At 43.0% G+C, this 22972-nt stretch carries 18 protein-coding genes and 2 pseudogenes; 11 read left to right on the top strand and 9 right to left on the bottom strand.

The features are described 5' to 3' along the window. Window positions 1-11 precede the first annotated feature (11 nt). Window positions 12-428: a GPW/gp25 family protein gene (locus ACL6C3_RS12895; RefSeq protein ID WP_046277814.1), complete on the bottom strand. Its 417-nt coding sequence runs from the start codon at window positions 426-428 to the stop codon at window positions 12-14. Between the two features lie 253 nt (window positions 429-681). Between ACL6C3_RS12895 and ACL6C3_RS12900 the strand changes: the two are divergent. Beyond that, a pseudogene (locus tag ACL6C3_RS12900) lies at window positions 682-1861 on the top strand (RNA-guided endonuclease InsQ/TnpB family protein). Between the two features lie 122 nt (window positions 1862-1983). Beyond that, window positions 1984-2598: a hypothetical protein gene (locus ACL6C3_RS12905; protein WP_413167564.1), complete on the top strand. Its 615-nt coding sequence runs from the start codon at window positions 1984-1986 to the stop codon at window positions 2596-2598. A 74-nt stretch (window positions 2599-2672) separates the two neighbouring features. Here ACL6C3_RS12905 and ACL6C3_RS12910 read toward each other — a convergent pair whose 3' ends face one another. Then, on the bottom strand, window positions 2673-3803 hold the full coding sequence (locus tag ACL6C3_RS12910) for a YbjN domain-containing protein (protein WP_413167565.1): 1131 nt from the start codon (window positions 3801-3803) through the stop codon (window positions 2673-2675). A 332-nt stretch (window positions 3804-4135) separates the two neighbouring features. Beyond that, window positions 4136-4378, bottom strand: a complete 243-nt coding sequence (locus ACL6C3_RS12915; protein ID WP_413167567.1) for a hypothetical protein — start codon at window positions 4376-4378, stop codon at window positions 4136-4138. Between the two features lie 132 nt (window positions 4379-4510). Here ACL6C3_RS12915 and ACL6C3_RS12920 point away from each other — a divergent pair, with 132 nt between their 5' ends. Beyond that, window positions 4511-4666 carry a hypothetical protein gene (locus tag ACL6C3_RS12920; protein WP_413167568.1) on the top strand — a complete coding sequence of 52 codons (156 nt, stop codon included), beginning with the start codon at window positions 4511-4513 and terminating at the stop codon, window positions 4664-4666. Continuing rightward, window positions 4663-4869: a hypothetical protein gene (locus ACL6C3_RS12925; protein ID WP_323273102.1), complete on the top strand. Its 207-nt coding sequence runs from the start codon at window positions 4663-4665 to the stop codon at window positions 4867-4869. The genes ACL6C3_RS12920 and ACL6C3_RS12925 overlap by 4 nt, the downstream gene beginning before the upstream one ends. A gap of 570 nt (window positions 4870-5439) precedes the next feature. Here the strand turns inward: ACL6C3_RS12925 and ACL6C3_RS12930 are convergent. The 6 genes from ACL6C3_RS12930 to ACL6C3_RS12955 all read right to left on the bottom strand — a co-directional run bounded on the left by ACL6C3_RS12930 (window position 5440) and on the right by ACL6C3_RS12955 (window position 17660). Continuing rightward, window positions 5440-6309: a hypothetical protein gene (locus ACL6C3_RS12930; RefSeq protein WP_413167570.1), complete on the bottom strand. Its 870-nt coding sequence runs from the start codon at window positions 6307-6309 to the stop codon at window positions 5440-5442. Between the two features lie 53 nt (window positions 6310-6362). Continuing rightward, a complete protein-coding gene (locus ACL6C3_RS12935; RefSeq protein WP_413167571.1) occupies window positions 6363-7157 on the bottom strand; it encodes a hypothetical protein in 795 nt (264 codons plus the stop codon). Window positions 7158-7216: 59 nt separating this feature from the next. Further along, window positions 7217-13678: a DUF4157 domain-containing protein gene (locus tag ACL6C3_RS12940; protein ID WP_413167572.1), complete on the bottom strand. Its 6462-nt coding sequence runs from the start codon at window positions 13676-13678 to the stop codon at window positions 7217-7219. Window positions 13679-13916: 238 nt separating this feature from the next. Then, a complete protein-coding gene (locus ACL6C3_RS12945; protein WP_413167573.1) occupies window positions 13917-14390 on the bottom strand; it encodes a PAAR domain-containing protein in 474 nt (157 codons plus the stop codon). Window positions 14391-14424: 34 nt separating this feature from the next. Then, window positions 14425-16413 (bottom strand): ATP-binding protein, encoded by a 1989-nt coding sequence (locus ACL6C3_RS12950; RefSeq protein WP_413167575.1) that lies wholly within the window; start codon window positions 16411-16413, stop codon window positions 14425-14427. After that, complete coding sequence (locus ACL6C3_RS12955) at window positions 16410-17660, bottom strand: DUF4255 domain-containing protein (protein WP_413167576.1); 1251 nt, start codon at window positions 17658-17660, stop codon at window positions 16410-16412. Before ACL6C3_RS12955 ends, ACL6C3_RS12950 begins: the two co-directional genes overlap by 4 nt. Window positions 17661-17902: 242 nt before the next feature. Here ACL6C3_RS12955 and ACL6C3_RS12960 point away from each other — a divergent pair, with 242 nt between their 5' ends. The 7 genes and pseudogenes from ACL6C3_RS12960 (at window position 17903) to ACL6C3_RS12990 (ending at window position 22946) form a co-directional block, all read left to right on the top strand. Further along, entirely contained in the window at window positions 17903-19576 is a 1674-nt protein-coding gene (locus tag ACL6C3_RS12960) for a phage tail sheath family protein (protein WP_413167578.1), read from the top strand. A 66-nt stretch (window positions 19577-19642) separates the two neighbouring features. Further along, complete coding sequence (locus tag ACL6C3_RS12965) at window positions 19643-20101, top strand: phage tail protein (protein WP_413167580.1); 459 nt, start codon at window positions 19643-19645, stop codon at window positions 20099-20101. A gap of 34 nt (window positions 20102-20135) precedes the next feature. Further along, entirely contained in the window at window positions 20136-20621 is a 486-nt protein-coding gene (locus tag ACL6C3_RS12970) for a phage tail protein (RefSeq protein ID WP_413167581.1), read from the top strand. A 6-nt stretch (window positions 20622-20627) separates the two neighbouring features. Further along, window positions 20628-20918 (top strand): hypothetical protein, encoded by a 291-nt coding sequence (locus ACL6C3_RS12975; protein WP_413167582.1) that lies wholly within the window; start codon window positions 20628-20630, stop codon window positions 20916-20918. An 85-nt stretch (window positions 20919-21003) separates the two neighbouring features. Beyond that, a complete protein-coding gene (locus tag ACL6C3_RS12980) occupies window positions 21004-21384 on the top strand; it encodes a phage tail assembly protein (protein WP_413167583.1) in 381 nt (126 codons plus the stop codon). 14 nt (window positions 21385-21398) lie between these two features. Then, window positions 21399-21527, top strand: a pseudogene (locus tag ACL6C3_RS12985) (DUF6760 family protein); the annotation flags it as partial. A gap of 1011 nt (window positions 21528-22538) precedes the next feature. Beyond that, a complete protein-coding gene (locus ACL6C3_RS12990) occupies window positions 22539-22946 on the top strand; it encodes a type II toxin-antitoxin system RelE family toxin (protein ID WP_413167584.1) in 408 nt (135 codons plus the stop codon). Window positions 22947-22972: the final 26 nt, after the last annotated feature.

The following is a 22972-nucleotide window of genomic DNA, read 5'->3' on the forward strand; positions in this document are numbered from 1 at the left end:
ACGGAGCGCTATTATTGAACAGTTGGTTCGAGGTAAAATGGATAAACCAAACTGCGAGTTTCAAAACTATTTTTGGGTTGATAGATAATATCCAGTTCTACCATACCTCTAATTGGGTCTGGGTTGGTTCGTACCTCTCGCAAAATAATCCGGGGTTCCCACATTTTCAGCGCTTCTTCGACGTAGAGACGCAGGAGTAAAAGGGTTTCGCGGTTGAGCGGCGCAAACACCAACTCCGACAAACGGGAGCCAAAATCGGGCCGGTAGACCCGTTCCCCGAGGTCGGTACTCAGGATAATCCAGATAGACTCCTCGATGTTGCGAGTTGACGAACTCAGCAGCACCCCTCCGGTGACGTTCGTTTGACCGGGAAATGCGATCCCCGATCCGATATAATCTGGGGGTTGATTGTTGTCTGCAAGTGGCATTTGGGTTTTTGATCAGCTTGAAATACCTGCCGATGCTGATTATCCTAAAATGTCGGCTTGAAGACCCTCGGTTTCACCGTGCGCTCCGGAAAAGCCGACCAGTAAACAAACCGCACAGCAACAAGATTTTAGCATCTTTTCGGTCATCCGTTCACCGCAAGCGAAAAGGCGGTGACGGAGGATGACTCGCGACCCTTCGTCAAACTAGAAAACTCTGTGCTAAATTATATTTAGGCTAGTGAGGTTGGCATAAATGTTAGTTTTGGAGTTCAAGGTTAGGGCTAAAAAAACATCAGTACACAGCCATAGACGAGGCAATACGCACGGCTCAGTTTGTCCAGAATAAATGCTTGCGTTTTTGGATGGATAACGAAAAAGTTAATAAGTATGACCTTAATAAATATTGTCGTGTATTAGCCCATGACTTTGACTTTGCTAACAAATTGAATTCACAAGCTAGACAGTCTAGTGCCGAAAGAACGTGGTCAGCTATATCTCGTTTTTACGAGAATTGTAAACGTAAGATTACTGGTAAAAAAGGGTTCCCAAAGTTCAAGAAAAATTGCCGTTCTGTAGAATATAAAACTACCGGGTGGAAATTAGATTTAACTACCAGAAAAGCTATTACGTTTACCGATAAAAATAATATCGGTAGATTAAAACTGGTTGGAACTTACGACTTAAACTTTTACCCAATTTCGTCCATTAAAAGAATTAGATTAGTTCGTCGAGCGGATGGTTACTATTGTCAGTTCATTCTCTCAGTTGATGTCAAAATAGATACCTCACCAGCCAATAGCGTCATTGGCTTAGATGTAGGATTAGAATCATTTTACACTGACCAGAATGGCAACAAAATTAATAACCCTAGATTTTTAAGAAAAGGGGAAAAGCAACTTCAAAGACTTCAAAGAAGACTGTCTAGAAAAAAGAAAGGGTCTTCTAATAGAAAAAAAGCACGGGCAAGATTAGCTAAAGCTCACCTTAAAATAAGTAGGCAACGTAAAGATTTTGCTGTGAAGTTAGCAAGATGCGTAATTCACTCTAACGATGTGATAGCCTATGAAGATTTAAAGATTAAGAACTTGGTTAAAAATCATTGTTTAGCTAAATCGATTAATGATGCTGCGTGGTATCAATTTCGTCATTGGCTTGAGTATTTGGGAGAAAAACACGGCAAGATAACTATTGCTATACCACCTCAATTTACCAGTCAAAACTGTTATAACTGTGGGGAGAAAGTCAAAAAATCTCTCTCAACAAGGACTCATTTTTGTGCTTGTGGTTGTCAGTTAGATCGTGACGAAAATGCAGCCCGTAACATCTTGAAACTTGGATTAAGTACCGTAGGGCATTCGGGAACTAGGCTACAAGATAGCCTAAACGCTTTGGGAGAGGATACCTCTACTTTTTCAGAAGAAGTTCTGTCTTAGCAAGTAACCTCTGTGAACAAAGAATCCCTCGCTTTCAGCGACGGGAGTGTCAAATTAAGCTAGAGTTACGATAAGCGAACGTATTTTTGTGTTAATTTAACCTTAAGTTTCTGGGAGCGGCTATGAATCCGATTGACAAATCGCAGCATTTTCACGCCATCTACAAGCGAACCGAGGAATTAATCGAATTGGGTGGCAGTCGTTTGTCCCAAGAAACGGTGGAGTCAATTTTATCAATTGCCAGGGTAATTACAGAAATTGGGAAAGATTGCGATCGCTTTCGAGCCGAAATTCAACAGCAGTTAGAACCCCGAGCCAAAGCTGTCAGTCAAACCGAAACGTTAGATAAAGTTCAAGAACAATTGAGCCGAATTATCGAAATTTCTCAAGGCGGAGATCGACCCGCAAAAACCGTTGAAGATTTAATTTCATCCGTTGGTAAATGGCGGGAAAATTTTGTTACCGTGCTGCATAAAATTGAAGTCGCCGAACAGGAAGCACGGGTAAAAGAAAAGCGGTTAAATCTCGATCTGGAATTAAAAGAACTGCAAAATACCGTTCTCAACAGTTCGTATAATAATGCTCAGAAATTGGAAATCTTAAAAGAGTTGCTGACCTTAGAAAATCAGCTTCAATCGTTACAACACTCCTTTCAGGGTGCGGCAAATTGGAAAGATTTAGAACGAGAAATTAATCAACTGGCGGAGCAGTTAAAAGCCGTACAAACCGAATTATAAACCGATTTAGACCCTCAAAAAATTACAAGTGAGTAGGTTGGGTAGAGGAACGAAACCCAACATTACAACCCATTTTACTCGCCTTCGATATTGGCGATCGCATCAACAGCAGATGACTCTCCCGAAACAACCGCCAAAATTCCCGGCAAATACTCATCCATCATCATTACATTCGTATAAACTAACGATTGAATCAAAGCCGAACTGAGCGTATCTCCTTCGACATCAATAGAAGTTTTGAAGCGAATTTCCCCATCGATAAAATCCAGTTCAAAATTACCGATAATCGTGCCATAATTTGCTCTGGAAATAAATTCTGCGATCGCCTGCCGTTTGTCTTCGGGAGCATTAACCGAACAAATCGAATAAAAAACAAACTGTTTTTGTGCTTCCCTAACTTTAGCGTAACAGTCCCAAGTTCCGTTTTTTCCTTGAAAAGCCGAACGCAAAGCCAAATCCCCTTGAATTTTAGTAAACGGCCAATCATCTTCGGTAAAAAAGTTGAGAACGGTTTGAAACATAGAAGGGTTCAAAGAAGATTTTGAGGTGAGTTCTTGAAAAAAGTTAGACAGTGTTCCGACGGTTTCATCGGCAAATTCTTGCACCGCACTATCCAAACTTCCCCCAACAACATCGGTAAAAAAGCGGGTAATATTTTCCGATAATTCTTCCTCGGAAACCGAATTACCATTTAAAGTCTGAGGACTGACATAAGACCAAAACGTGCGATAGCCAATTTCTCCCGAATTTTGCTGTTGTTTAACCGACAAAGCCAACCAATTTTCAGTTTCTAACAAAGTGAAAGGATGATTAGTTTCAGAGGGAATATAGCTGTCCGGTGAGGATGCTTGCTGTTGACTGAGGTTAGACAGATAAAAAGCCGCTTCTTCGGCGTTGGTCGCCTGTGGTCGAAGCAGGGGAAGTCTATCGGGTTTGAGAGTGGCTTCGATATGGATATCGAGTTCCGGTTGGAAGTGGCTATTGGTTAAAGGAGTCCGAACTTCTGGCTTGAGGTTGAACAGTGCTTCGCTGTCAATTCGGTGGTAGAGTTCGGGAGTAACCGGAAAACTCAGGCGACACTCGATAATTTCCCCATCCTGTTGAATTAGGGTAACAGTTGCATTCTGAAGGTGAACGGGGGAGTTGGAATCAGACCAAAGTTGCAAGGGATTGATCGAAGCAACAGACTGAATTAGCATACCCATGATGGTTGAGATTGAATGACCGATAAAGATTGGCGATCGCTTATCAAAAGTAGGTTGGGTTGAGGTACGAAACCCAACATTATTAGGTAATGCTTGACAAGCGAATCGCGAACTTCCACTTTTTTAAGGATGTAAACTCACGGTGTTGGGTTTCGCTTTGGTATTAAATCGATAAGTCTCCTCAAAACTACTAATTCGCTCAACCCAACCTACAGGCTTCCACTTTTTTTAAGGATGTAAACTCACGGCGTTGGGTTTCGCTTTGCTATTGAATTGATCGGGTTTTACAAAACTATTGATTCGCTCAACCCAACCTACAGGCGATCGCATTGTTAGTCTTCGGGATTATCGTAAACATGGGTTGTCAGTCCCCGACGTTCCAACCCTTCTAGAATATTGTGAACCTCAATTAACTCCCGGTTTTCAGGTTTGCGAAGCCATTCGGTTAGTGCTTCGACAACAATATCGCTCAACGTCCAGTCTCGACCTGCATCTTTAAATGGCGCGATCGCACGGACTAGAAAATCAATATCCTGGGGAAGTTGCGCCCTAAACTGTACTGTCTTCGTCTTCATTGCTGCATAGCAGAGCTACTAAGCAATCCTGACACATAGCAAGGTCTAAAGCCAACTATTGCTATTTTGTTGTTTTGCTGTTTTGCTGTAAAATGGGATCGGTTCAACAAAATTTCCACAGAGGCTCAACTGATGGTTACACTCACCGATGATGAAGTCGCCTTGATCAAGTCCATCCTGATCGCACTCAGGAAAATCAAGGTTCGGGACATCGATCAGGCGTTGGTCATGTTATCGAAAGGGGAAACGCCTAAAACCAAACTCGGTAAACGGAGGTTAGAAAAATGATTGTTTTGACAGACGAACAGGCTAATGCAGTTCATCGGTTGCTAACTTGTGTTCTGCTCAACGAATCCTATCAAATCTCGGACGTAGAAGACGCTCTCGTTTGGATATCACCGGAAAACCGACAGATTCTTTGTCCATTTGATTCGTTGTGGTCAAAAAATTTGGCTCAAGAAATTGTTCGGGAGTTGAGAAATCGACCCTAAACTGTTGACAGGTTTGAAAAATGGCTTGTGTTGGTAATATTTATAGGGGTTGGGTCGAGCGAAAGCAACACCCAACTTACTTCATTAATATACCAGGCGATCGCTTATCAAAAGTAGGTTGGGTTTCGTACCTCAACCCAACATTATTAGGTAATGCTTGACTGGCGAATCGCGAACTTCCACTTTTTTTAAGGATGTAAACTCACAGTGTTGGGTTTCGCTTTGCTATTGAATTGATTGGGTTTTACAAAACTATTGATTCGCTCAACCCAACCTACAAGTGAATCGCGAACTTCCACTTTTTTTAAGGATGTAAACTCACGGCGTTGGGTTTCGCTTTGCTATTGAATTGATTGGGTTGTCCAAAACTATTGATTCGCTCAACCCAACCTACAACTTTTTCTAAGTGTTGGGTTTGACTTTGATCTTAAATTGATTAGTCTTTTCTAAGCCATTGATTTATTCAACCCAACCTACAACTTTTTTTAAGTAATTAAGCGGACATGATCTAACTCTCCCAAGAGAACTATTAAACAGGAATTACACGTTACCAAAAAGCCCTTCTTTTCACTATTTTGGCTCGTCTTCTGACTGTTGATGAGTTTTTAACTTCAAAAATCCATCAGTAAATGAGGAGCTTTTCCGCTTACTAAAAGATTCTGCGATCGCATCTTGTGCTGATTTTCTATACTGCTGTTTTCTTTTTTCCTCCAACTGTTTTTCTTTGTCTACAAATAAATCTTTGCTAATCGATTTAATCATTTCATCAATTTTTTCTCCAACTGTATCAGGTGACTGATTAATTTGGTCTGCAAAATCCTGTAGTTTAGCTACAATTTCCCTCAGATAAACCTCAAGGTTTGAGGAAGACAATATTTCTCCCAATTGGTCAGGTAGTTCTTCCATTTCCTCGCCGACTTTGATTCCTTGAAGTTCTAGCTTCTCCCGCCAGGAACGCATACGCGCACGGGCTTCCTCGACTTTTGCGGGGTTTGTAGAGGTTGATTCACCTAATAATTGTTTCAGTTCGGTATAGACATTCTGAAAAGCTGTTTGGGCTGTTTCCGGATTATTTTGAAGTTCTTCGTAAGAGACACCTAGAAGTGAAGAAATCAGGGTTTGGGCTGATTGAGATTTTTCTGATGATGGGGTAGGATTTGATGAAACGTCTTGTGATGTTTGTGTGGAGAATGCCATGAAATTTGAGAAGGCATTTTTAGCTTCCTCAAAAGCTTGGTTCATTTCAGTTTGGAGATAAGCTTTGGCTTCTGATTCTGAAATTTCAAAGGAAGTTAGTGCAGTGGCATCAACTTGCTTTTCACTGCCGTTGAGTGTAAAAAGGATAAAATCTCCATTGGGAAGTTCTCGATCGTTGGGAATGAGAAAGTAATGAGAACGGGTAGAATCAGTCCACAATGTTAATTTATTTTGGCTGCTCATAGTAATTTAAGTAATTTCATTAGGTAAAGTTTGCAGTTATTGGCGTGGATAATTTAACGAGATGAACGACGAGAGATCGCATTCTCTACATCTTCTTTCAAAACAGGTATTCCTAATGTTTTTAGATGTTGAAGAGTTGCTAGAGTCGCTTCTCCTTCACCATCTCCCAAGGCATTTGCTAGTTCTCTCAACATTCGTTGATTCTGGGGATAATTAGAAATCAATTGATTTGCGTAAGTTGCGGCTGTGTCATCGTCAAGGCGTGCTAATGGAATTAGTAAGCAGGCGACTTGAAATGCTAGATCGAACTCTAAAGGTGTATGTTGTTGTAGTGTTGCTATGCTGGCTTCAATAGCTGCAATAATTTCGTTTTTTACAGCTATTGTTATTTCTTTCTCCCTGAGAGTAGCTAATGCTAAAGTCCGACCAAAATAATACAGATGATACACGCCGAGGAGTGCCTTGGTTGCAGCTATCTGCCATTGCTTGAGTGTCGGGTATTCTTCACAGTAGTAGCTTGTCTTTAGCGCGTCAGCAAGCATTTCAAAGGCAGAGTCACTTCCCGATATTCGCTCGTATGCTACAGGTGAATTTTTCCACGGAACTTCTTCAGAATTAGAAGCCCAATCTATGAGCGTTTGGAAGCCAGAAGGATGTCCCCAGGAAGTCAGCATGACGCAGGCTAGCAGTCGATGATATGGTTCACCTGAATTGAGCAGATCTACAAGTGCTGGAATACGGTCTTCGTAACCTCCGTCAAGACCGTCATCGATTATATCTTGAAGTTGTTCTTGCTTGCCTTCACGATCTGTGAAGAGTAATTCTTCTGTAGCATTTAACGATTGCATCAAAACTGCCTCCTTAGTTTTAGCTTCCTGTTGAATAACTCTGCTCTAACTTCAAATTGTTACTCCCGATCCACATATTGCTGGTGCAATGGATCGCTCGTGTAGGATCTGGCTCTTTGAGAGTTATAGATTTGTCCCTCTGGTTGTAAATTATTTGGATCTCTATACCATGTTTCTGCCTCGTTCCTACTTATAGCCCATATCTGTGCGTCGTCTTCGACCGTGAAAGTATCCCCATCAGCATTATTATTTATGTGATCTCGCCACTGAGTTATGTGACCAATCGTTGCAATGTCTTCACCTGGCCGTGCATCTTTCTTTCGTGGCAAATACTGTCTTTGATTGTTAGGTCCGACTATACATTCATATTCCCTGCGTTGATGTTGTTGATTCGGTTGGTGACGAGAATTCTGCCAATAGTTGTCCTCAAAATCATCTCCCCAAGCGGGGCGTGAGATTCCATCCCACAACTGTGTTCCTTCGATATCTTGCTGATAGGGTTGCCGTTGCAGGTTTCTTCTTGGCGGCTGTACTCCTAATTCGTTTAATTCTGTTGTGCGCCTTGTCGCTCCCCGAGTTCTTGATTGACGGTCAACCGTACCCTGTGTGCTGCTCAAGGTACTCATTCTGGTTGCTGTTCGGTTACTTCTTCGTTGTTGACCACCAGGTGGAATGCAATATCCTTTGCCAGAAAAGCGACACCACGTACCATCCTCTTTTTGCTTCCATTCGTGGTCGTTGGGCAGTTTAATCTCTTCAACAAATTCTCCTTCATTTATCGACCTGCTTTCCGCTTTTCCTGCCAATTCAAGTTCTGTATTGAGTTCTTCTGATGTCAGTTCATCACCTCGCTTAGGAGCAGTGTTCTTCAAAATCTCCTGTTCTTTTGTGGTCATCGGTAAGTCACTGTCTGACTTCAAACCATGAGGTGTGCCTGCATCTGCATCCGGTTGGGTATTACTGGGTTTATCTACCCCCGAACGAGTGCCGCTTGGCAATTCACTTTCAGGCGTTTTCACTTGCGTTCCAGGGGCTTTAACGTCTGTATCAGGAGCTTTGGCTGAATAAGGCCCGTTGAGATAGGTTGGTGGAATAGTACCTTTGACGAGATACTCGCCGTCGCGTGTTGTGTTGTAGTATGCCAACAACCTACGCTCAAGTTTGCTAGCTTTCTTTTTGCTGATCTTTAATGAAGCGACATACTCAGGAATTCCCTGTGGACCCTTGGCAATGGCGGCATTAATATCTACTGTGGCAATTTGATCGATTTCACTCTTGATCGCACTGGAGATCTGTTCGGGGGTGAGGATCTCAACATCCTTGAGTTGACCGGATTGGATATCTGCTCGCAACTGTGGTAAATCGAGTTCAACTTCTGAATCTCCGTATGTCTTGGCAACACCACCCTTTTCGGTGAGGAAGGAAGTGTAGGGACTATCCCCTTTAGCTGGATCGCTGCCGTAAACGTGTTCTAGAGGAGTTGCCGAACCCTTGGGATTTGCGGGAACCAGCGAACCATCTTCAGCAACATGGGATTTCGGCTTGCCTTTATGATTAACCAGGGCAGCGAAATCGTTATCCTGGCGGATAATACGAACGGCTTCCTTCGCTTCTTGAAGTTTTTCTTGAGGGTTAGATGTTTGTTCGGTTTTTGGATCTACATCCATTTCTTGACAATCTGAGCAGCGAACTACTCGACCATCTTTGAGAACTTTGATTTCATGTCCATCAGGCATTTGCTCTTTAGCAACTACACCTGGCTCGACTTCTGGCTCATCTTTATGGGTGGTACGTCCATTCGGTGTATCGATTTCAGGTGGTTTCACCTGTGTCTCAGGCACTTTGACTTCTGTTTGGGGAGACTTAACAGAGGTTTCAGGTGCTTTGCCTCCTGTTTCAGGTGCCTTAACTTCTGTTTCAGGACTCTTACTGCTAGGCATATTCACATCAAGATCCCGAGTTGGGGGAGCATCAACTCCACCACCAAAGCCACTCTTGATCTTATTGCCGAGTGAAGTACCCAACTGTTCCCCGACTTGGGACGATTGAGTTTGCATTCCCTCAATGTTTTGACCAAATTTACCAAGTTTATTCAGATTTTCAGTAGAAATATGGACTGCCGCACCAATACCTGCACCAATGAGAACACCTTCGAGGGTAATAGGATTGCCAACTGCCAAGTCACCAGCAATAGTTCCTGCCACATCAAATCCTACATCAATTCCAAATTTAGCGGTCGATTGAGTCAGTCCAGTACCCAGTTTGCCTGCTGCACCCAATACATTTCCTAATGCACCACCAGCACCACCGAGCGCACCACCAATTGCTCCAGCAAGGACAGCTTTACCAATATCCTCAAAGATGGGCTTACCATCAATCAGGTTGTTGCCCATCTGCACCACTGCACCTGCTGCGGCACCAACGATTGCCCCACCAACCACCATGCCAATTCCACTGGCTACTGCGGCACTTGCGCCCAATGCTCCAGCAACTGCTCCCACTGCACCAATAGCGACGGGTGCGACAACGATTGCAACTGCAATGACTGCAACAACTAGGAGCGCCTTAGCGATTCCCTTCAAGACCTTAACCCCGCGTGGTTCCTCTTTCGCTGCTGCTTCTTCAGCATATTTATCGATATCTGCTTCCATCTGGTCGAACGCACCCCGCAGTCCTTCTTCTAGCTCACTCACGCCCTTTTCAATACCACTTTCCAAATTTTGGTTAACTTCCTCGAAAGTGGTTTCAATTCCTTGAGTTACCTCATTAAAACCTTGAACAGCGGAGTTGGTGATGTCTGTAACTGTGGTTGAGAATGCTTCTTGAGTCTGATTGAAGTAGTCTGTGGCACCTTGATTGAGATTGGTCAGGGTTGTCTTGGCTGCTTCGACAACAGTCATTGACTCTTGAAGCCCAGTTTGAGCGAGGGTACTGACCCCACTTACGACTTGCTGTCCTCCCTGGGCGATGCCTTGTTCTGATGCTGCAATGCCTTGTTCTGTTTGCTGCTGTACCTTCGTCACAGAATTGTCAAATTGTCCAAGGACTTCTGCTAAAGCTGCACTCAACTCGTCTGGGTTTGGTGCGGGTATTCCTTGAAGTTGGGCTTGAGATTCTTGTAGTGCATTTTGAAGACTGGTAGCGGCTTGGTTGACTCCATCTTGTAAGGAGGCGATCGCTTTTTGAGCATCTCGGTCAATGACTGATATTTGGCGTTCACCATAACCTGCTAAAAGTTGCAGTTGACTGGCTTGCTGTTGGTCTAAGGATTGTAATGTTGCTTGCAAGCTTTCATTGGCTGCTTCAGTTAAGCTCGTTTGTGTTTCTTCTACTTGAGACAGAACCTGCTGTTCGGCTGTATCTAAGCTTTCTAGGCTAGCCTGATGGTGATTTTTCAGAGTTTCACGAGATTGATCTGCGATTTGCAGTACCGTTTCAATGTCTTTTGATTTGCCTTCTTGGACTTGATCGGCTTGTTTGTTGGCTTCGTCGATCAGACCTTGTTTATATTCTTTTCCAACTTCTCTGGCTGCATTGGCTCTAGCTCTATTGCGGTTATCTGTTAGCGGGCCATCCCAGAAGTTATCATCTTTACCTGTAATCTTAGACTCGTATTCTTTTGCTCTTTCTTCGGCTCTAGCTAGAGCTTCATCACCGATCCGCGCACCTGCATCACGGTATTTTTCGCCTGCTTGATTGTAAACTTCTTCGATGTGGGTTGTTTGGTTATCGACCTTTTCATCGAGTGTTTGTAGTGCTGTGTTCTGTTCTGAATCAATTTCTTGGCGAGCATTCGCAGTGGTTTGAGGAATTGCTGCTGCTGTTGCTTGATATTTGGCTTGAATTTGCGCGATCGCAGCTTGTGCTTCACTTTGAGCTTGTGAGCGCAATTGTACAATTTGAGCTGTGACAACGGCTTTTTGTTGCTCAACTGCTGCCATTACACCTGCTTTAGCATTCTCGGCGGCGGCTAAGATGCGTTCTGGAATTGATTCTCCTAATCCTGTAATTGTCTGTACTCGTTCTGCTGCTTGGGCGAGGAAGTCACTTGCTTGTGCATCTGCTTGAGCGCGCTGCTGTTCTAGGAGTGCTGAATTGCCACTTGGATCGGCTTTTCTGGCAATGACTGTCCCTTTTTCTCCCTCACCCGTTGCTTGGGGTTCTGGTAAGGCAAATTTAATACCCATTGAGGCTAACTGTGTTACCTCTGCATTCGTTGATTCTAATTTTGTTGTGGCTTTCTGGGCATCAGCGACGCTTTGTTCTTTTTCGGCTTCTGTTTCAGGGTTGGTTGCTTTTTTATTGCCTTCTCCTTCTAGGTTCGAGCTTGCTTTTTCGCGATCGGCAGTCGCTTCTTTAAGGGCTTGTGCTTCTGGTACATCTTTTAATGTTTTACCTCCTTTCTCAGCACCTTTGCCTGTTCCTTCTTTACCTTTAGTCTGATTTCCCCCCTGAGCTTTGTTCTCTTTTGCTTGGGCTTTTTGAGGTAACTGAACCTCTTGCTTCGGGTCTACTGCTTGTAGAGCTTCTTTTGTTGGGTTAGTGTCTTTTTCCTGTTGCGGTTGTAAACCTCTTTGACTAGCTTGGGGTGCATTTTCATTCTTTGCAGGAGAGGACTGCTTTGCTTCTGTTTCAGGACTGTTGTTCGGTTTTGTTTTTGTTTGAGTTCCACCTGCTGTATCGACGACTTGGGTTTCCTCGTTGTTTGGTGAGTCTGTTTGGGTAGAGTTGGCTTTATCTTTATCTTCAGATGGGGTTTGCTGTTTCGTTTGAACTAAGCCCTTCTGCTGTGAATCATTGCCATGAGTACAATTTTGTGTTCCTGGACACATCTGTACGGCTGGGGAGTTCGTTTGAAGCTCGACTTCACCTAATTCTGCGCTTAACTGAGACTCAATGCTACTACTCCCCGAACTTGACGCGCCGCCCCCTTCACTCGGAGGAGTCGAACCCGAACTTGCTGGAGTTTGCTCTGAGGGCGCTGTTTCGCCTCCTGTGGCTTCGGGGAGGTCGGACGTACCCCCCTCAACGGTGGACGGTGTGGGAACGGTTTGAACGGCTTCTGATGATGTCTCCTCCCGCCTTTGAATGGTGGGTTCGGCCAACGGAGTCATACTCTTCATTTGAACTTTGTTGGCTTTGGAAGACTTTTTATTGTTGGAATTATTGTTTGATTTTGCAGTTTTTCCGCCCGTTTGTTGGATGGTGTGGGTCAGTTCGTGGGCTAATAGTTCCTGACCTTTACCCGAACTCGGATCGTATTTTCCTGAGTTGAAATAGATATCGTTTCCGTGCGTAAACGCTTGCGCTCCCAGTTCTTGGTTCATCTGGGCGGCTTGGGAGTCGGTATGAACTCGCACCTCACTAAAATCCGCCCCAAACCGAGATTCCATGAAGGATCGAGTATCTTCGGGTAGGAGACTTCCTCCCCCTTTTTCGCTAGCTAACCTATTCTCTAAACTGGGTGTTACTTGTGCTTTTCCTGCTTTATTATCTCGAACGGACTTGAGGTTTACCGAACTCTCTAACCGTCTTTGAACTGAGGTAATTGATTGGGCGATGGGTTGCTTTTGAACGGTGGATTCTTCTTTTTCAACATCCTGAGACTGAGGTGTATTTTCCTCTGTTTTTGTCTCCGGCATTGTCATTACTTTGGCGGCAACGTTATCCGCTTCTTGTTCGTATTTGTCTCCCGGTTGACCAACGGTTAATTTAGTTTGAACTTCACTATTTTTCTGTTCTTCTTCGGGAGTTGATTGTTTTTGAACGGTTTCTTCTTCAGGTTTTTGTGAGGATTCTTGTTGTTGAACTGTTTCTTCTTCCGGTTTTTGTGAGGATTCTTGTTGTTGAATGGTTGAATCTAATTGAGTCTGAACTTCCGTATCTTTTTGTTCTTCTTCGGGAGATTCTTGCTGTTGAATTGTCTCTTCTTCTGGCTTTTGCTCAGATTCTTGTTGTTGAATAGTCGAATCTAATTGAGTCTGAACGTCTGTATCTTTCTGTTCTTCTTCGGGAGTTGATTGTTTTTGAACGGTTTCTTCTTCTGGCTTTTGCTCAGATTCTTGTTGTTGAATTGTCGAATCTAATTTACTTTGAACTTCCGTATCTTTCTGTTCTTCTTCGGGAGATGATTGCTGTTGAATTGTTTCTTCTTCTGGCTTTTGTTCGGATTCTTGTGATTGAATGGTCGAATCTAATTGAGTCTGAACTTCCGTATCTTTCTGTTCTTCTAAATCTTGAGACTGAGTATCTGTAGCGGCTTCCTTCTGAACTTTCGACTCTTCTATTTCATTCTCCGTTACCCCCTGACGTTGAACCTCTGGCTGCGTATTTCCCCAAGCCATTTTTGCCGTTGGATTGCCCGTCCGTTCTGCCCGTTGTAGAATTGTTTGTAAGTCAGGCTGTTGGGCTTTTTGTTGAACGGGTTCGGCAAAGGGACGGTTGGCGAACCGACTCGTTTGCACGGGTGGTGAAGTCGTCGGAGATTGGCTTTTTTGCCGCGAGATAAACTTTTGAGTCATGTTTCGCTTCGCTGTTGATTTCAGCCTTTTTCATAGTTTGCCACAATTTCACGCGATCGCCACAAAATTTCTAGACAAATTTTTCAGTTGAATTAGAAATCAAAATAGAACCCTTCTCGCCGGACTTTACCCCGGAGGAATAATCCCCAGAGGATGTTTTCCAGTTGACAACAGATCCCAGGAAAAAGTAATAAGATTTGTTGAGATTCAAGTCTTAACCTAACACAAATTAATCAAATCAACCGCCAATTAAAACCGTCGGACAACCGAGTGTAATTGTATTTACAGAAACAGTTTCTTGAATCATATCTCCCTGGCGACAGGCGGGTAAACCGTTGATTAAAACCGTCGAACTGCCATTAATAACCACACCGTTTGCATGGGGCGGTGGACTGGGAGGAACTAACAGCATTTCGCAAAGATGCTGATCGACAGAACCCATTATTTTGACTGCTTTAGAAATTCCTTTTTCCATCTCTTTTAAAGCGTCGGCGGCGAGGACAGGATTGCTGGTACTTGTTGCTGCGGTAAACTTATTAACAGATATCATAACTTCTGTCATTGCTTTTGCCAATTGTGCGGCACCTGCGGGGTTTAATCCTCGCCATGCGGGTTTACCTCCAATGAAAACATTAGGACTTCCCAAACCGGGTTTTAGAACCGTACCGTGTGCTGTCATATCTCCCAACCGTGCCGCAGGTTTACCGACCATAAATCCTCCTTTTATTTCAGGTAAAATGTGATAACTAAACCCAACCTCTGATTTCGGTTTCTGTTAGGGGTTGCTCTAGTTTAGCATATTCGCTCTCTGTTGCTTTTAATAAATGTGTCATTGCAATCGGTTTACCTTCGTCGGCTGCTAAAAATGCGGCATTGAGGGCAATATTGCGGATATTTCCTCCCGATATATTCAACTTTGCAAGTTTCTTAATATTCAAGTCTTCTGTGGGCGTATCTTTGGGGAAAATTCGCCGCCAAATTTCGGCCCGTTGGTTAATATCCGGCAGGGGAAACTTGACAACAAACCGAATTCTTCGCATAAATGCCGTATCGATGGAATCTTTTAAATTTGTTGTTAAAATTGCCAATCCTTGATAAGCTTCCATGCGTTGCAACAGATAACTTACTTCTAAATTAGCATAGCGATCGCGACTATCTTTTACTTCGCTTCGTTTCCCAAATAATGAATCTGCTTCGTCAAAAAGTAAAATCACACCTCCGGTTTCTGCCGCATCAAAAACCCGCCTTAAATTCTTCTCGGTTTCGCCAATATATTTGCTAACAACTGTACTCAAATCTATTTTATAGAGATCTAACTTTAATTCACCCGCCAAAACCTCAGCCGCCATTGTTTTTCCGGTGCCGCTTGCCCCCGCAAATAAAGCGCTAATTCCCAATCCCCTGGCGCCTTTTTTAGCAAATCCCCAACGTTCATAAACGGTCATTCGCTGTCGAACATGGCTGGAAATCGTTTGAAGAATATGTTGTTGAGTTTGGGGTAAAACTAAATCTTCCCAACTCGCAGAAGCTTCAATTCTTTGGGCTAATTCATCCAATTTGGGTCGCGCCTGAATTCTACAAATATTCCAAAGATTGTCAGAATTCATGGTATAATTTTCTTGGGATTTAATTTGAAAACAGGCGGCTTGAATATCGGTGGAACTGAGATTAAATTGAGAAACCAATTGATCGACAAATCCATTTGTACTTTCTGCGGATTTTCCCAGCGCTTGGTTCCAAAGTTCTCGCTGTTCGTTTGAGGTGGGTTTGTTCACATCAAAGGTGATTATCGGGCGATATTGTGGCGGTTGTCTATCCTGAGAAGTGATAATGAGAGGGGTAGAAATTTGTTCGAGAATTAACGCGATAGCATTTTCTTTGGCGGTGTCTATTGTATCGGTTTGATCGGCATCTAATAATAAAACCGCTCGGCTTAAAATTGCCTCCCGTTCCCAAAGTTCTATAAACTGATGCAAGTCGTTTAAACTGGTGGGAATGGCATGGGTAGAAAGGCTAAAAAGATTGAATCCCAACCGATGACAAACTTGAGTTGCTATTGCTCGTTTTCCCACCCGTTCGTTACCACAAAGTTGAATAACGGGTAATTCTAATTTTTCAATTTCTAGAGAAGGTTTCTCTGCTTTTATCCAAGTTTCGGTAATCGTTTCAGCTAATTTTTGATGAGATTCTACGAAGGTTTGGCTAACCGAAACCAACTTAACGATGCCAACTAACCGCTTATCTAACTGATGGGTTCCGACGAGATAATGCAGAATTCTTTCATCAATTCTTAACGGACTATTTGCCAAAGAATTTCCCGCCCCCACTTCGATTAAATTCCACCGTCTCAGGGGAGATTCCGGCGCGATCGCTTTCCAGTTTGGCTTTTCAAAAAGGGTTTGTGCTAAACTAAATGTGGGATAACTATGTTGAGAATCAATTTGAGCCGCAGCGCACAATGAAGACCAGATTGGATCGAGTTCCATTCCCAAACAGAGTAATAAAATTTCCCGTTCAAAGTCGGATAAATTAAAATGTTTGCCAAGTTGATCGAGGGCGAAAGGTTTATCTAAATTTTGGGAATTAATTTGCTGTGTTGGCTGATTTTCCTCCTCAAAGGTTTGATTTTGAAGGTAGGAAATCTGACGGTTTAAAGCTTGACGAACTTGGTTCAAAGCTATCATTAAAACCTGGGCGTTGGCGGTGTACCAGTCGGGGAAGTCAGGAGAATTCATAGGACGTGTAGAATAGGGCCTGAATATCTATCATTATCCACAGTTAAGAGACTTTCTGCACCATCAATTTGCACTCTCACCAGATAGTCTCCGAGTTTGACATTTTCCAGTGAAAACGTCAAAGTATGACTGTTGCGAGTTCGTCGTTTTGCAGAAAAAATGTAGGATTGTGAGTTTTGATCGGAGATACCATTGAGTAATAAAAATGCTCGCTGTTTGAATCCAACTCTCAAATCTACCTGAATTTCTATCTCTCCCGAGTAGAGATTATCTTCTATTTCTTCTAAATCTATCTCCTCCGAATTAATCGTAATTGTCGGACGCAAAATCAAAGGAATAACGTTCGATTCGAGGGTTCGATTTGAATTTGAACTTAAACGATCTCGAATGAAATGCACCACCTGCAAACCCTGTAATCCCGCTCTCAAACTGTTGAATTCTTGAGAAGATAAAGCAGAAATTTGTAGGGTAATTTGAGTATCGGTGATGTCTTGAGGAACGACTCGGGCGCCTCCAATATGAATCCGGGTTTGCTCTCCGAGAAGTTGTTTTCCTAGAATATTTAAAGTGCTGTTTGCGGTGATGGGTTGGTTGATTCCGTTTGAGGGTTCAATCTGTTCGATTGTTGGTTGATTTGGAACTGCATAAAATTGACGCGATCGCACGGGTAAGGGTGCTTTTCCGGGTTTTCTTCCCTCAATTAAAACGGCTGTGGCTTGAAAGCCAAAGGAGAGAGAATAGGGAAGTTGAAAAAAGATTGACCAAAGACGGGATAATTCTTCTGTGGTCATCGGAACCGGAATAAACTGCACCAATTGTACTTGTTCATCTAGAGTTGATGGAGCCAGAAAAGGGAAAGAATTGCTGTTAACAACTCGGTCGATCATTTCCGGCGTAATAATCGGTTGATCGACTATGGTTTGAATCGCACTCCCTAACAAACGCTGCGGTTCGAGTTCTTGTTCGTTGCCATAAAAGGTTAATAAATAATACAAATCCAGTCCGGCTTGAGCCTGTTTAATTAGATTATCTTTGGGACGGCGAGTGCGTAAATCTGCATTCCGCCATGCGGGATTAGGAGAAGCTTGATAGAGAAAAATATTAATCCCGGTATCGGGAACCCCACTCCCCGCATTGTCAGGACGAATTGTTGTTACTCTGGCCCCGGGAACATCATTGGCGATGCCTGTCTGTAACATTTGCTGCAAAATAGCGGTAACGGTAGCGATCGCCAGATAATTACTCATGGGTTTTGCAGTGTGCGCTTCGGTTTGACAAAAGAATATCGAAAATCAGTCATAAACTTCGGAAAATCATAACTTAATCCTTCGATCGCATTGGAAATAAATCTTAAACAAAATTAACTTAAACTTTACTAAATTTCTACAATAATTATTTCATTTTTTGATCGAATCGATCTATCATTAAGTCACTTAAAGTTTACTGACACAATTGCACACAATTGAAGACTCGTTAAGGAGACTTCCTCATGGCTCGTCTAGATTACTTTGCGCCGGGTGTATACGTCGAAGAGATAGAGCGAGGTAGTCGCCCCATCCAAGGGGTAACTATGAATGTCGCAGGATTTGTTGGGTTTACCGAAGATATTCGCGGGGATGCCCAACTGTTTGAACCTCAACTGATCACAGACTGGACTCAGTATCTAGAATACTTTGGAAAACCCGGTTCCGACGGGTTTACCGATTTTGGGGCTTATCTGCCTTTTGCGGTGAGGGGATGGTTTGATAATGGCGGGGGTCGCTGCTGGGTCGTGAGTATCGGCACCCAACTTCCCCACACAGCCGGGAAAAAGCCCCAGGTGGAGGAAAATCTCACCACTACAAGCATTACAACCGTCAGTCAACGGCCCTCCCTCGCCTTTCGGATGAAGCCGGAACAGGTGGAAAACGGACGGATTAACGTCATCGTCGAACCGGACGAACCCCGGCCCTCGGATAACCCCGACGAGGAACCTTTTGATACCGGCGAATATTTCAAAGTCACTTTGAGACAGGGCGAAGATATTCTCTCGACTCACAGACATTTGTCGATGAGTCCGGAACCGGAAGCGGGAACATTTGTGGAGACGGCGTTTCAAGAGTCTCCTTTTTTAGAAATAGAAATTAAAGCCACAGAAGGACTGCCTTTGTCTCGTCGTCCGGCGAATGGAATTTATGAAATTAGTACGCCTCCTGAAGTGTATCCGACCGATCAGCTTTACCGCAAAACTTACGGTGGGCGCAACAATCGGACGGGGATTCAAGGGTTATTTGAAATTGATGAGGTGGCGATTATTGCCTGTCCGGATTTAATGTTAGCTTATCAGCAGGGTTTGTTGAATTTAGAACAGGTTCACAGCCTCATGGAAATGATGATGACGAACTGCGAAAATTCGGCACCGAGTCCTCCTTTTCGGATGGTTGTATTGGACCCGCCTCCTGTTAAAGTTAGGAGAGGAAATAGCCCGGTTTCTCCCGAACAAAATAAACCCCAAGATGTTGCCGAATGGCTGAATCAATTCGGCCGGCGTTCTCAATTTTCGGCGTTATATTATCCCTGGCTGAAAGTTCCCAATCCCCGAGATAATGGCAAGGGAATTTATGTTCCTCCCTGCGGTCATATGATGGGAATTTGGAGTCAAACTGATGAAACCAGAGGGGTATACAAAGCACCCGCTAATGTGACGCCGCGTGGGGTGATTGGTTTGGCTTATGATACGAACTTCCGCGAACAAGAATTACTGAACCCCAAAGGAATTAATTGTGTTCGCAAGTTTCCCAACCGAGGAATTCAAGTTTGGGGCGCCCGAACTTTGGTTGAACCGGATAATGTTTTGTGGCGTTATATTAGTGTTCGTCGTTTGATGAGCTACATTGAAAAATCAATTGAACTGGGAACGCAATGGGTTGTTTTTGAACCGAATGATGAAGATCTTTGGGCGCGAGTTCGACGAACGGTTAATAACTTTCTCGAACGAATTTGGCGGGAAGGTGCGCTGTTTGGAAGTTCTCCCGAAGAAGCTTTTTATGTTAAGTGCGATGGAGATCTTAATACAGAAGAAACCATGAGACTGGGGATATTGTACATTGAAGTTGGGGTTCGTCCGGTTCGTCCGGCTGAGTTTGTTGTTTTTCGAGTTAGTCAATGGGCGCCCAATCAATAATAATTGATCGGGTTGAATTTTGGCTTTGGATTGATCGTTCACAAATTGCGTTAAGGGGTTAAAAAAATGGCTGAACTTCTGACGGCTTGTAAGTTTTATTTCGAGGCTGATGGAGTCACGGAAAAACAAATTTTAGAAGTTGGGGGTTTATCTGTTGAGTCTCCCGTAGCGGGAGATGCGGGGGTTTTGGGTTCATCAAAGGGCGGTACAAAAACTCGCCAAGCCACTCCCACGAGCGAAAAGTTTTCTAAAGTAACGGTCAAGGTTGTTGCGACAACGGATAAAGATCTTTATATCTGGTATAAAGATTGTAATACCAATGATGGCGGCGCTTCCACTTGGAATAGCAACCGCAAAGCCGCATCAGTTACGGCTTACGATCAGGCGGGTGGTATGCAAGCGCGTTGGGAAATTAAAAATGCTTATCCCTGCAAGTATGAAGGCCCCAAATTTGCCGCAGGGGATACAAATATGGCAAATGAAACGTTAGAATTGGTTCACGAAGGTATTGAACGAGTGCAATAGTTAATTGAGCAGATTATTCATTGAATAAATAACAATGGCAACATTTCCCGAACTGCTCACTGCTTCTCGATTTTATCTCGAACTCAAACTCGAAGGAAGTCAGGAACCCGTTGATGCGACGTTTCTCGAATGTCGGGGGTTTAAACGCACTCAGGAGGTCATCGAATTTTGTGAGGTTACACCCCAACAATGGGGAAGTAAACCCGCTAAATATGGTCGGGTGATTCGCACAAAAGTTCCCGGTAATTCTAAGACGGAAAATATTATTTTGCGGCGAGGAATGACCAATTCAAAAACGCTTTGGAAGTGGTTCAATGCTGTTGAAGAAGGGAACTGGGCGAAACAGTTGCGCGATGGTTCTCTAACAATATACAATCAATCAGGTCAAGAACAAGCTCGGTTTCAATTTAGAGGCGCCTGGCCAACTCGTTACAGTGCGATGGATGTCAGCGCAGGCAGTAGCGAGATCGAAATTGAGGAATTAGAATTAGCTGTTGAAACCTTGACGCGAAGTCTATAGATTCTAATGTTGCAAACCGAGTTTGAGTTTACTTTACCCAAAGGTTATTTAGACACTGATGGCAATGTTCATCGCATTGGGATGATGCGTTTGGCAAAAGCAATTGATGAAATTGTTCCCCTGCGCGACCCCCGCGTGAAGTCAAATCCCGCTTATGCGACGGTGTTAATTTTGTCGAGAGTTGTGACTCGTCTCGGTGCGTTAGAGGAGGTGAATTCTGCTATTATTGAGAACTTATATGCCTGTGATTTGGACTTTTTAATTAAGTTTTATCGCCAGATTAATGAATTAGAATAAAGTCATTTAAGCTTTCAAAACTTACAATAAATATCCCAATTTTGTACGACAAATCATTATAATTAAGAAAAATCTAAAATTTGGCATGACCAGTTCAAACTTACCCCCAACTGAATTTAACTTTACACTACCCAAAGGCTTAATTGACGAACAAGGAGAAGTTCATCGCCTGGGTGTGATGCGGTTGGCAACGGCAAAAGACGAAATCTTTGTTGAGAAAAATACTCGCGCACAGGTAGAGCCGATATATGGTGTTTTAGTTCGATTATCAAGGGTTATTACTCAGTTGGGGACTTTATCCTCGGTGACTCCAGAAATATTAGAGAATTTGTTTACTCTCGATCTGGCTTATTTGCGCGAGTTTTACAATCGAATTAATCAACAAAATCACGCCTATTTTGTGGTAAAATGTCCCCAATGTAATGATGAGTTTAGAGTAGATTTAGCTTTGTCGGGGGAGTCGTAAGCTACCCCCCAGAACAACTCCGTGAGGAGGTAGCTTGTATTGCATTTCATTTTCACTGGTCTTTAGAAGATATTTTGAATTTAGAACATTCTAGCCGTCGAGAGTGGGTCACAGAAATTCAAAAATTCAACCCAAACTTATAATTGGAATTTAGACTAAGGCTTGAGTATTAAGTCAATATTTGAGATACATTTCAGTTCAAATTTGAGGAATTTTCCACAAAAATCTGGGTTAATTTTGGAATTTTTTAGCTTTCTATTTGCTTTCAAAACTGAAGTTACCCCCTGTAAATGTACTCGCGCCGCACCTAAAATTCTTGTGGTATAATGGTTGCAGCGATCAGTGTCCGGGGATCTGTACCCATGTAACTCTAGACAGAATACAGCGATCGCAGTACAATGCAGAAAAAAGTGATCGCCTAGAAAATCCGCTTCGGCCGTCACGCATCACAGATGTACCCAGTAAGGGAAATTTCGCGCATGGCGCTCTACTCCCTTCAGAAAGGGATTCCGTAACTTTTTCTCAGGGGAACTTCAGTCAAGAATAATGAAGGTTAAATCTTCAATGCTGGCCCATCGCAAGCAACTACAAAAAAGGGAGTAAAAGAAGATACAAATATTTCTACTAACTTCTTATTTGACAATAATTTTGTGGCTTTGATAAATTTTAATTTTTTGTAAGAGGAATGCGGTCATAAATTGAACACACTCCTCTTTTTTATTGAAAAGCCTAAGCTTTCCTTTTCATTAGCTCAACACACTTATCAAGCTTTGATTTCTGACTCTCAAACAAAAAGAGTCTTTTGTCAAGGCAGATAAACTACTTGAGCGATATGTTTGCTGTGTTTTCAACTATTCCGACATAAACCAGTCGGCGGGGTGTTCTGTGTCTAATTATAGCAAGTTCATTAAGATTACTTGGTACGACAACAGGGAGAATAAGTAATTTAACTCGTATCCCGGTTGAGCATTCAAGTGCAAAATAACTCAGGTGATTAACCCGAAAATTATTGGGATATTGCCTTGACAAAAAAGCGATAATACTAATATACTACATCTATTCGTTTTTGATTTGGAGGCTTATCAAATGTTGGATTGATTAACCCATCAAGCACATAAAGTTTTTGAACGACTTGTATTAAGGAAACATTCACCATGAAAAAGAAGAAGAAAAAGCAGAACTCTGTTGAACAGAACTCTGTTGAACTTTGCTTTCACAAATATAAACACCAAGCAGAGCGAGCCTGTAAATATTATCAGGTTATCCCTCGTTACCACACCCCTAAAAACCTTCCGAGCGCTATCCAGGAAAAAGTTAACGATACAATTAACGGCCTGTCCGAGAACCCCAAACCTCCGCAAAGTAAGAAGCGAAAGGGACATCAAAATATTCAGGAACATCCCATTGGTAAGTCTTATCGGCTGATTTACGAAGTTTTTCAGCAATATAAAATCGTTGTAGTTTACTGGTTCGGACATCATCAGGAAGATTTTCACAAACCCAAGTTTGAAGAAGGGTTGAGAAATCAACAGAGGAAGTGGCGTCAAAAACTTGAACCCTAAGTTGCGATCTGATCGTTCCTCCCCAC

Source organism: Capilliphycus salinus ALCB114379, assembly GCF_047276495.1.
GTDB classification, from domain to species: domain Bacteria; phylum Cyanobacteriota; class Cyanobacteriia; order Cyanobacteriales; family Microcoleaceae; genus Capilliphycus; species Capilliphycus salinus.